The 11,163-nt window shown below is 66.5% G+C and carries 8 protein-coding genes; 6 read left to right on the top strand and 2 right to left on the bottom strand.

Annotated features, from left to right (window positions below):
* Positions 1 to 205 precede the first annotated feature (205 nt).
* Entirely contained in the window at positions 206 to 2,236 is a 2,031-nt protein-coding gene (locus ACIQV3_RS37605; protein WP_403720978.1) for an NPCBM/NEW2 domain-containing protein, read from the top strand.
* A gap of 74 nt (positions 2,237 to 2,310) precedes the next feature.
* On the opposite strand, the gene ACIQV3_RS37610 is transcribed toward ACIQV3_RS37605, so the two are convergent.
* A complete protein-coding gene (locus tag ACIQV3_RS37610; protein WP_403720980.1) occupies positions 2,311 to 3,012 on the bottom strand; it encodes a FadR/GntR family transcriptional regulator in 702 nt (233 codons plus the stop codon).
* 222 nt (positions 3,013 to 3,234) lie between these two features.
* Between ACIQV3_RS37610 and ACIQV3_RS37615 the strand changes: the two genes are divergently transcribed.
* From ACIQV3_RS37615 to ACIQV3_RS37635, 5 genes are all read left to right on the top strand, one after another.
* The gene (locus ACIQV3_RS37615) at positions 3,235 to 4,431 is read left to right on the top strand and encodes an aminotransferase class V-fold PLP-dependent enzyme (RefSeq protein WP_403721052.1); all 1,197 of its coding nucleotides are present in this window, start codon (positions 3,235 to 3,237) and stop codon (positions 4,429 to 4,431) included.
* Positions 4,428 to 5,732, top strand: a complete 1,305-nt coding sequence (locus tag ACIQV3_RS37620; RefSeq protein WP_403720983.1) for an ABC transporter substrate-binding protein — start codon at positions 4,428 to 4,430, stop codon at positions 5,730 to 5,732. Before ACIQV3_RS37615 ends, ACIQV3_RS37620 begins: the two co-directional genes overlap by 4 nt.
* 1 nt (position 5,733) lies before the next feature.
* Positions 5,734 to 6,717, top strand: a complete 984-nt coding sequence (locus ACIQV3_RS37625) for a carbohydrate ABC transporter permease (protein WP_403720986.1) — start codon at positions 5,734 to 5,736, stop codon at positions 6,715 to 6,717.
* On the top strand, positions 6,714 to 7,568 hold the full coding sequence (locus tag ACIQV3_RS37630) for a carbohydrate ABC transporter permease (protein WP_403720989.1): 855 nt from the start codon (positions 6,714 to 6,716) through the stop codon (positions 7,566 to 7,568). Before ACIQV3_RS37625 ends, ACIQV3_RS37630 begins: the two co-directional genes overlap by 4 nt.
* 374 nt (positions 7,569 to 7,942) lie before the next feature.
* Entirely contained in the window at positions 7,943 to 8,353 is a 411-nt protein-coding gene (locus ACIQV3_RS37635) for a hypothetical protein (protein WP_403720992.1), read from the top strand.
* A gap of 466 nt (positions 8,354 to 8,819) precedes the next feature.
* Here the strand turns inward: ACIQV3_RS37635 and ACIQV3_RS37640 are convergent, their stop codons facing one another.
* Positions 8,820 to 10,901, bottom strand: a complete 2,082-nt coding sequence (locus ACIQV3_RS37640; protein ID WP_403720996.1) for an NPCBM/NEW2 domain-containing protein — start codon at positions 10,899 to 10,901, stop codon at positions 8,820 to 8,822.
* Positions 10,902 to 11,163 lie beyond the last annotated feature (262 nt).

An 11,163-nucleotide genomic window follows, 5' to 3' on the forward strand; every position in this document is an offset into this window, starting at 1 on the left:
CCGCTGCGTGGTGGGTGCGAGAGGGATGGCGGTTGCCGCAGGTCAGCGACGCGCGGGAGGCCTCAGAAGCCACAGATTCGACCGTAAAGTCACGCTGTTATCTGTTTGATTTTGGTCTGAGGTGTAGCGCGCGGGCCGCCAGGGCCCGTACTGTCGGCGCCGCGCTCAAGCGCATCCCCCAACCTTCACGAACGGAGGAACATCCGTGCGTGCACTTCCCTCTGTCCGCGTTCGCGGCCTTGTGCTCGGTGTGGCCTGCGCAGCCCTCGTCGGGGCGGTCCAGGCTGCCCCTGCCGGAGCCGCGGAGCCGGCCCCGGCGCCGCCGAGCCCCTTACGTCTGTCCGCCCCAGGCACCGACCTGGCCCTGACGCCCCCGATGGGCTTCAACAACTGGAACTCCACCCATTGCCGGGCGGAGTTCGACGAAGCCATGATCAAGGGCGTCGCCGACCTCTTCGTCACGAAGGGGCTCAAGGACGCGGGGTACGAGTACGTCAACCTCGACGACTGCTGGGCCCTGCCGAAGCGCGACGCGGCCGGCAAGCTCGTCCCGGACCCGGTCCGCTTCCCGAACGGGATCAAGGCGGTCGCCGACTACGTCCACTCCAAGGGCCTGAAGTTCGGCATCTACACCAGCGCCGGCACGAAGACGTGCGACAAGCTCGGCTTCCCGGGCGGGCTGAACCACGAGTACAGCGACGCCCGCCAGTTCGCTGACTGGGGCGTGGACTACCTCAAGTACGACAACTGCTACAACACGGGCGTCGACGCGAAGAAGCGCTACACCACCATGCACGACGCCCTGAAGGCGACCGGCCGGCCGATCGTCTTCAGCATCTGTGAGTGGGGAGAGTCCAGGCCCTGGGAATGGGCCGCGGGCGTCGGTCACCTGTGGCGCACGACCGGTGACATCAATGACAGCTGGGGCTCCACGCTGTCGATCATGAAGAGGAACCTGCCGCTCCACGCCTACGCCGGGCCGGGAAACTGGAACGATCCCGACATGCTCGAGGTCGGAAACGGCGGGATGACGGACACGGAGTACCGCACCCAGTTCTCCATGTGGTCTGTCATGGCGGCCCCTCTGCTCATCGGGACCGATCTGCGTAAGGCGGACGCCGCGACCTTCGAGATCCTGTCCAACCGAGAGGTCATCGCCGTAGACCAGGACGCGCTCGGCAGGCAGGGCGCGGTCATCAGCTCCGAGGCCGGCCGGTGGGTCGTCGTCAAGGAGCTGTCCGACGGAAGCCGTGCCGTCGCGCTGTTCAACGAGTCCGACCGGCCCCAGCGCATCGAGACCAGCGCCCTGGCCGCTGGACTTCCGCAGGCGCGCAACTACCGCGTGCGCGACCTGTGGGCCCACAGCGACTCCAGCTCGGCCGGCACCATCGCTGCGACCGTGCCCGCGCACGGCACCGTGCTGCTCCGCATCTCACCCGAGCGCCGGGGTGAGTTTTATCCGCCCGCGGTGGAGCTCGGCCCCATAGGTGATTGGTTCGCGCGAACCGACCAGCCGGCCCAGGTGAGCGCCACGCTGACCAACCATGGCCGCGAGAAGGCGCGGGCGGTCTCGGTGCAGCTGTCCGGCCCGCAGGGGTGGGACATCCGCCCGACGACACCGACAAGAACCGGCAAGCTGTCCACCGGCATCACCTTCACCACCGGCTGGAAGGTGAAGGCGCCCGCCGGCACCAGGCCCGGTGACTACGACCTCGTGCTGTCCGCCGCGTACGGCTCTCAGGAGGGGAAGGTCAAGAGCGAATACCCGGTGCGGGTCAGTGTTGTCGTACCACCGCAGGCCGGCCTCAGCTACGTCAGCGACATGCCGTGGGTGAGCAGCAGCAACGGCTGGGGTCCGGTCGAGAGGGATCTCAGCGTGGGTGGACGCGAGGCACGTGACGGGAAGCCGCTGACGATCGGCGGCCAGACCTACAAGAAGGGGCTGGGCGCCAACGCCCCGAGCGTCGTACACCTCTACCTCGGAGGCAAATGCTCCACGCTCCGGGCGTCGGTTGGTCTCGACGACGAGACGGGGACGAAGGGCACCGTCACCTACGAGGTCTGGGCTGACGACCGGAAGATCGCCGCCACGGGTGTGGTGGACAACTCGATGCCCGCGCAGCCGGTCACCGCGGACGTGACAGGAGCACACAGTGTGCGTCTGGTGGTCACCGACGCCGGCGACGGCACGGCTTACGACCACGCCGACTGGGTCGACGCCAAGCTGACGTGCTGACCGCAGGGCGGTGACGTCGGCGCCTCCGGGTGGGATCGGACGACGATTCTGCCCGGAGGTCGCTCGTACCTGCGCTAGTCCCGGGCGTCGTCGTCGATGACAGGAGGCCGGGTGGTACGCAGCCAGCGCTCGCTGCGAGCGATGTGGGCGGCCGCAGCTGTGGCAGCGGCGGTCGGGTCCCGGTCGGCCAGAGCGGCCATGATGGCCCGGTGGTCCTCATCTCCGCCGCGCTTGAACTCCGGGCCTTCAGGAAGGGCGAAGACCCGGTAGTGACGCGAACGGGAACGGAAGACAGTGAGTAGGGCTTCCATCGAACGGCTGCCACCGATCCGGGCGATCTCCGCGTGGAAGCCATGGTCCGCGTCGGCGAACTCCACAGGATCCTCAGACCCCTCGATCTTTTCGATGAAACCGTAGAGAACCTGGAGTTCCTCGGGCGTGATCCGCGCCGCAGCCTTGGCCATCACATGCGCCTCCAGCACACGCCGGACCTCAAACAGCTCAAGCAGCCCATCGAGGGGAAGGAGCTCCACGGTCAGGGACAGGCGCCCCAGGAGGTCTTCCGGCCGCAGCTGCGAAACAAACGTGCCGGAGCCGTGCCGCACCTCGACCGCGCCCAGAGCCCCCAGCATGCGCACCGCCTCCCGAAGAGAGCCACGCGACACCTCCAGCTCGTCGCACAGGTCACCCTCGGGGGGAAAACGCTCCCCGGGCCCGAGACGGCCACTGGAAATCATGTGGCGCAGGCCGTGGAACGCTCTGTCGACTGCGGACATGTCTGCCTTCTCCAAACCGGTGCGATCCCCACTTGCTCCTCTAGTCATCATACGCATTTATGATTCATCTGATGAATGTGGCCAAATTGTTGCCACGCTGGCACCGCTTGTCCCATGCTGTCCAGATACCATCACATGTCTTTTGGTGCACGTCTGATGTCAAGGCGAATGAGGAGTCTCGTGAGCCTGCCGAATCGCGTGACGGCGCCGAGCCCGCTGGCTATGGCCGACGGCCGGCCGGCCGCGGCAGCTTGGTCGCTGTCGTCGAAGATCACGCACCTGAATCACGGCTCGTACGGTGCGGTTCCACTCCGGGCCCAAGCGCAGCAAAGCATCCTGCGTCGTCAGATGGAGGCGTCCCCCGGGGAGTGGTTCCCCTCGTTGCCCGAGAAGATCGCCGCCGCGCGCGAGAAGGTAGCCAGGTTCCTACGGGCGCGCAGCGCCGATCTGGCATTCGTCCCGAACGCCAGCGGGGGCGCCAGTGTGGTCTATACCAGCTTGCCCGTTCGTGCCGAAGGTGAGGTGCTGGTCACGGATCACGGGTACGGCGCGGTGACCATGGGGGCCGAGCGTCTCGCCCGCCGTTGGCAAGGTTCGCTGCGCACGGCCCACGTGCCACTCGACGCCGACGCCGACACTGCCTACGAAGCGGTGACCTCAGCAGTTAACGAGGCCACCGGTCTCATCGTCATCGACCACATCACCTCTGCGACCGCCCGGTGGATGCCGGTGGAGCGGATCGCCGCAGAGGGCCGCCGGCGAGGCATCCCGGTCCTGGTGGACGGCGCTCACGTGCCCGGTCTGGCCGAAGAGCCAGTCAACGGTGTCGACTGCGACTTCTGGATCGGCAACCTGCACAAGTTCGCCTGCGCGCCCCGCGGTGCCGCGGTCCTGGTGGCCGGCTCCCGGCTGCGCGATGAACTCTTTCCCCTCATCGACTCCTGGGGGGCGAAGCTTCCCTTCCCCGAACGCTTCGACTCACAGGGGACGTGCGACGCCACCAGCTACCTGGCAGCGCCGGCCGCCATCGACTTCATCGAAGACGCGTGGGGATGGACGACCGCACGTACCTACATGCGGCAGCTCGCCGACTACGCGGAGCAGACCGTCGCCACCGCTCTGTCGGAGGCGACGGGCGAGGACTGCCGCACGGATGTCGGCATGCCGGTCAACGCTCTGCGGCTCGTGCGGGTGCCCGCCCCACTGGCCGCCACGCACGCCGAAGCCGATGCGCTGCGTGACCGGGTGGCACGCGAGCTGAACGTGGCAGCGGCGTTCACCAGCTTCGGTGGGCAGGGCTACCTGCGCATCTCCACTCACGTCTACAACACGGCAGCGGACTTCGAGTACTTCGCCGACCGCTGCGTCCCCGTCCTGAAGGCGTGGGCCTATGCCGCATCCCATGGAGACCAGTCATGAAACACAAGATCACGGCCGCCGCCCTGGCTCTCCTACTCACCACGGCGGCCACCGCCTGCTCCGGGGGTGAAGGTACGGCCGACGGAACCGTCACCCTGAACATGGTCGAAAGCCTGACCAACCCGGCACGCACCGAGGTGCTGAGGAACCTCCTTGAGGACTTCGAGAAGAAGAATCCCAAGATCAAGGTCAATCTGGTGTCGCCCCCGACGTCGCAGGCGGACCAGAAGATCCAGCAGATGCTGCAGTCAGGCAGCAGTGTCGACACGCTGGAGGTCCGGGACATCACGGTCGGGTCGTGGTCGAACAACGGCTGGCTGCACGACATGGGCGGTGACCTGAAGAGCTGGTCCGGCTGGCAGAACCTGACCGCGGCCGCAACCGAAGCCGCCACCGACCCCCGCGGTAAAACCTACTTCGTACCGTACGGCTTCTACGGCCTGAGCCTCTTCTACCGGACCGATCTCATCGCGGAAGCCGGCTACGACCAGCCGCCGAAGACGTGGGACGAACTGCTCGAACAGGCAAGCACCATCCAGGACACCGGGAAACGCCGCTACGGCTACGCCTTCCGTGGCGGCCCCGGTGCCGTCAGCAACGCCGCGGCGATCATCGAGGCGTACGTCGCCGACCGTATCGACCCGGCCAACGGCTACAAACTGTCCGACGGCAGCACCATCTTCTCCGCTCCTGAGGCCGAAGAGGCGCTCGCCACCTACCTCCGGCTCTTCAAGGAGGGCTCACCGCCGTCCTCCGTGGCCTGGGGATATCCCGAAATGGTCGAAGGCTTCTCCAACGGCTCCACTGCCTTCCTGCTCCAGGACCCGGAAGTGATCGCGACCCTTCGCGAATCCAGCTCGATCACGCCGAAACAGTGGACGACCGCCCCGCTCCTCACCGGCCCGACCGGGAAGGCGGTGCAGCCCCTCGCCACCGCAGGATGGGGGGTCGCCGAGGGAAGCAAGCACAAGGCCGAGGCCGTCGCGCTGGTCAAGTTCCTCTCGGAAGGAGACGCATCGGCCACCTTCACACGGAAGAACAGCCTCATCCCGATCCTGAAGCAGGCGGCCGACGACCCCTTCTACAAGACCGGCCCCTGGGCGAGCTACGTGACCATGAACGAGAACCCGCGCACGTACCTGACCGTGGCGCAGCCCCGCGACGTGCCGTGGTTCACCGAGTGGACGCAGAAGGGGGACGCCGACGTCCAGAAACTGCTCCTCGGCAAGACGACAGCGAAGACAATGCTCGCCGACTGGGACGCGTACTGGACCGCCAAATGGAAGAGCGAGCAGAGCTGACATGCGCAGGCGCCAGACTCCTCCGCACGATGAGCGGCAACCTCCCAGGGACAAGAGCGGCACAACCCTCGCGCAGCCCGCAGCCGGGAGACGGCGCAAGCGCGAGTTCACGCCGCGGCACGGAGCGCTGATCGCTCTGTATCTGGCGCCGGCGGTGATCTTCGTCGCGGCCTTCACCTACTATCCGGTCCTGGCCGGCACGCACATGGCATTCCGGCGCTGGAACCTCAACGACCTGACGGACACCTCCTACGTGGGCTTCGGGAACTTCGCCGCGCTGTTCCGCGACCCCACCTGGGGAACCATCCTTGCCAACACGGCCCTGTGGGTGATCGCATCGCTCCTACCGCAGCTGGTGATCGGCTTCGCACTGGCGCTGTACATGCGCCGAAAGTTCCGATTCCGTGGCCTCTACCAGGCCCTGGTCTTCTTCCCCTGGGCCATCTCCGGCTTCCTGATCGGCATCCTGTTCCGCTGGATGTTCAACAGCGAGTTCGGCGTCGTCAACGACCTGCTGATGAAGGCTCACGTCATCGACGAACCGGTACCGTGGCTCGCCGACCCGAAAACCGCCATGGCGGCCGTGATCATCGCCAACATCTGGTACGGCGTCACATTCTTCGCCATCATGATCCTCGCCGCACTGCAGTCGATCCCCGACGAGATCTACGAGGCCGCGGCGCTCGACGGCGCCGGCAGGGCACGAACCCTGCTCCACATCACCATCCCCTACATCCGCACGACGCTGGTGCTGACCGTGCTCCTGCGGGTGATCTGGATCTTCAACTTTCCGGACATCATCTTCGGAACGACAGGCGGCGGTCCCAACAACGAAACCCACATCGTGTCGAGCTGGATGATCGCCATCACCCAGCAAGGCGACTACGGCAAGGCATCCGCCCTCGCCCTGCTTGTCCTCGCGGCGCTCATGGTGTTCTCCGTCTTCTTCCTGACCGCTACCCGCGGCAAGGAGGCGAAAGCATGAGCGGGCACGAGGCACCGCTGGGCTATGAGTCCCCGCTGAGCAGGGCCTTCAAAGCCGTCTTCCTCACCCTCTGGCTCCTCGTCACCATCTTCCCGCTGTACTGGATCGCCATCACCTCGTTCAAGCGCCCGGGCGAGGTGCTCAGCTTCCCGCTGGACTACTGGCCGCGCCACTTCTCGCTGGACAGCTACACCGAGCTGTTCGACAAGGCGCGCTTCGGCACCTATTTCGTCAACAGCCTCCTGGTAGCGACCGTCGCGGGCACAGTGGCCACCGCCGCCGCGACGCTGTCCGCGTACGTGCTGGCGCGGTTCCGGTTCAGAGGCCGAGGGACCCTGCTCATGGCGGCCCTGGTGACGCAGATGATCCCCGCCTTCATCGCCCTGGGACCCCTCTACCTCCTGATGACCAACCTGCGTCTCGTCGACAACCGCTTCGGCCTCATGCTGGTCTACATCGCGCTCTGCGTCCCGTTCTGCACGGTCATGCTCCGCGGCTTCTTCGAGAACGTACCGGACAGCCTCGAGGAAGCGGCAATGATCGACGGCTGCTCCAGGACCGGAGCATTGTTCCGCGTCCTGCTGCCGGTGATGAAGCCTGGGATCACGGCGGCCTTCATCTTCAACTTCGTCACGTGCTGGAACGAACTCTTCCTTTCCGTCACCTTGATGAACAGCGATGACAACAAGACCGTGCCCCCAGCGCTGAGCGGATTCATCTCCAGCTTCGACATCGACTGGAGTCTCATGTCCGCGGCCGCCGTCCTGACGATCCTGCCCACCATGGTGCTCTTCGCCTTCGCAGGCACACACATCGTCCGAGGCCTCACCGCAGGAGCGGTGAAGGAATGAATCCGCCACGGGGCACCGGTCGATGGGCTGATCAGAGAGAACCTGATCTCTGCGCGCAGCGAGCGCGCGCTGCTGGAAGCACCCCTGTTCGGCAGTACCGCTCCAGGGCTGAGGGACGACGTGCACGAGTGGCAGCCGCGACCGGGCGGCTGGCAGACCCTGCAGCTGGAGCATGGCGTCTGGGAGGACGATTACCTGATCGCCTTGGTGGAATGGACTGGCGCGCCGGCTTGCGTCGCTGATGTCTCCGACAGCAGTGTCGCCCTCGTGACCGGCCTGGACACCGATGGGCGCCGCTGGCAGGCATGGCTCAACCTGGACAACGCCGTGGGCCCCCTCGTCGAGGAACCCGAGGACGTGGACGACGTGAGCCTGTGGATAGCCACCCGGACATCGAAGAGGCCATCGGACACAAGCGTGCAGAGCTCGATGCGGAGTGCCGGCCGATGCCGAAGGCGCCCTCATGTGGGCGTCAGCAGCTGGTGTCAGCCGCAGCGGCGCAGCTGCCTCGAATCGAGGAACTGCTGCACGCACAGGAGCCCTTCGTGGAGGAGCTGTTCGACGCGCTGCTGGACGAGCTGGGCTTTCCTGAGGCTGTCCAGTCCACACCGCAGCCAGAAGAAGCGACGCCTGAGTGGCCGCTCGCGTTGCGGAGCAGGCTTGCCGCGTTCAACTCGGTGTGGCGGTGTCCGAAGCGTTTCAGGTGCTGGAACGTGCTCACGACATATGCACTGCTTTTCCGTGCCATCTCCGACGCCGCATGCTGCCAGCAGGTCCAGCGATAGCGGTCGGCTCGCCTCTCCGCCGGGGGCGGCCGCCCTACGGACAAGAGCGTTCGCCGCGAGGAGCAGGTCGACCGGCTGCTTGCTGTCCGTGCCGCGAACCAGGACATCGCTAAGGATCCCGCCTTGTCGGCACCCACCTTCGAGCACCACGTCGCCCGCACTCTCAAGAAGCCGACTGTCACCCGGGTGCCTGGCTAGGCAGGCGAGAACGGGCTCTGGTCCACATTTTGTGGAGGCTCACGGAAAATGATGTCAGCGGGGTGTGGTGGTATGGCCGAACTCTGCCGTTGACCTGCTGGGCGGCCACTGTGATGCCCGTGGATCTGCCTCTGACCCGGCGTCAGGCGAACAGAGCCGGCATCACCCAAGTTCATTGGCTTTCTCGTCGGTTGCGGCATTGCCCCGGCTGCAAGCCGCGCCGTACCACCGTCGGGGGAACGGTGATACGGCGCGGGGTTCATGGACGCTATGCGCCGCAGGTGATGACGGGGTCAGCCCAGTCGGCGTGGTCGCTGGAGGTCCCGTCGCCGGCGTCGGTGACGCGGAGGGTGACCTCCTGCGCGCCGGTGAGGTCGGCGGAGATGGCCTTCGCGGGGTCGGCACCGGTCAGCTTGCCGGTGTCGGCGACCTTGGCTCCGTCGCGCAGGACCTGGAAGATCACGGAGCCGGCTGCGACCTCGTCGTCCACGCCCGCCCTGGCGGTCAGAGAGGTGCACTGGCCGCCGAGGAAGTAGGTGATGTCGGAGTTGGAGTGGACGCCCAAACCCTTGGTGTACGTGGTGTCGTTGATCTGCAGTGTCCGGCCGTCCCCGGCGCCCTTCGCACCGTTGCTCAGGTTCCGCTCAACCGGGCCCCATCCGTTGACCGCCGACGCCCAGCCCAGCTCGGAAAGGTCGTGAGTTCCGGAGCCCGGGCCGCACTTGATGACAGGGTCAGCCCAGTCAGCGTGGTCGTAGTAAAGGCCGTCGCCGGCGTCCGTGACGCGCAGGGTGACCTCCTGCGCGCCGGTGAGGTCGGCGGAGATGGCCTTCGCGGGGTCGGCACCGGTCAGCTTGCCGGTGTCGGCGACCTTGGCTCCGTCGCGCAGGACCTGGAAGATCACGGAGCCGCGGGCTGCGACCTCGTCGTCCACGCCAGCCTTGGCGGTCAGAGAGGTGCACTGGCCGCCGAGGAAGTAGGTGATGTCGGAGTTGGAGTGGACGCCCAAACCCTTGGTGTACGTGGTGTCGTTGATCTGCAGTGTCCGGCCGTCCCCGGCGCCCTTCGCACCGTTGCTCAGGTTCCGCTCGACCGGCCCCCACCCGGTCACCGCCGACGCCCAGCCCAGCTCGGAGAGCTGGTGAACTCCGGCGGGGGGAGCCACCTTGCTCTCAGGTGTGGCCCGGTACATCACGGTGTCATGTGGTGCCACCGTGGCGCTGATATTGCCGGTCGAGGTGGTGACCGCCTTGGACCAGAGGTCCTTCAGCCGGTAGCTGGAGGCTCCGCCGAGGCCGATCGCCTTGGCCGTGGTGGTGATCGTGGCCGGTGCTTCGCCCTCGTTGGTGAGCGTGACGGCCCGGGAGCCGTCTGCCAGCGGCTTGGCCATGACCACCAGACCGCCGGTGTAGGAGACGACGGTCCCCTGTCGGCCAAGGGGATCCTGGTCGACAGCGATGACGTCGGCGTTGCCGAGGATGTCGAGGGTGGACTGGTTGGCGTTCGAGAGGTTGGTGCCGATCAGGAGGGGAGCGGCCATTTCGGCCCAGAGGCTCATGTGGGTGCGGTATTCAGCGGTGGTCATGCCGCCGTTGCCGACATGGAGCATGTCGGGGTCGTTCCAGGCGCCCGGGCGGGCCAGATCGGCGAGCGGCTGATTGGCGTGCGCCTTGCCGATCATGCTGCGCCAGTTGTCGAAGATGTCGGACGTGGTGCGCCAAGAGTTGGCCACGGCGGGGCGCCACGGATCGACGGGCAGTTGGGGCTCGCGGTGGATGCTGTAGAAGATGGGCCGACCGGTCGCGGTAAGAGCGTCGTGCATCTTGGTGAAAGCCTGCTCGGCGTCGACGTTGTCTTCGTTCGCCCTGCACCAGTCGTACTTGAGGTAGTCCACACCCCACGAGGCGAAGGTCTTGGCGTCCTGTTCCTCGTGGCCGAGGCTGCCCAGCTGGCCTGGATAGTGGTCCCAGATGTTGGCGCAGGTCCGGCTGCCGGGGGTCGCGTACAGCCCGAACTTCAGCCCCTTGCCATGGACGTAGTCGGCGAGTGCCTTGATGCCTGACCGGAAGCGAACGGGGTCGGCTTGCAGATTGCCGTCCGCGCCGCGCTGCCCCGCCTGCCAGCAGTCGTCGACGTTGATGTACGTGTAGCCGACTGCCTTGAGTTCCTTGTCGACGAGGGCGTCCGCCGCTGCCTTGATCTTGTCCTCGTTGATGTCGCAGCGGTAGGCGTTCCAGCTGTTCCAGCCCATCTGCGGAGTGCGTCCGAGCTGGTTGTCGAGCGCCGCGGCCGGAGGGGCGACGGCTATTTGGAGGGCCGTGGCGGTCAAGAGACCAGCGGCGGCGATCATGATCGTGCATGCTGCGGCCGTGATTCGCCGGCCGGCCGTGGTGCGGTGTCTGCTCATGTTCGTTCCCATGTGCGTGGTGCGAATGGTTCGGACTACCGCCTGAAGGTGGCCATCCGATGGCTATCCGTGCCGCTCGCCTGGGTGCTCTCCGGCCAGGATCCCCGTGACTGCTGAGAGGGATCATGGCCTTCCGGCACCTTGTGGAGCGGGTCGAGACCGATGGGGGGCGCCGCCGAGAGCTTGTCCCGGCCAGGGGTAGGTG

Source organism: Streptomyces sp. NPDC099050, from assembly GCF_044759865.1.
Taxonomy (GTDB): domain Bacteria; phylum Actinomycetota; class Actinomycetes; order Streptomycetales; family Streptomycetaceae; genus Streptomyces.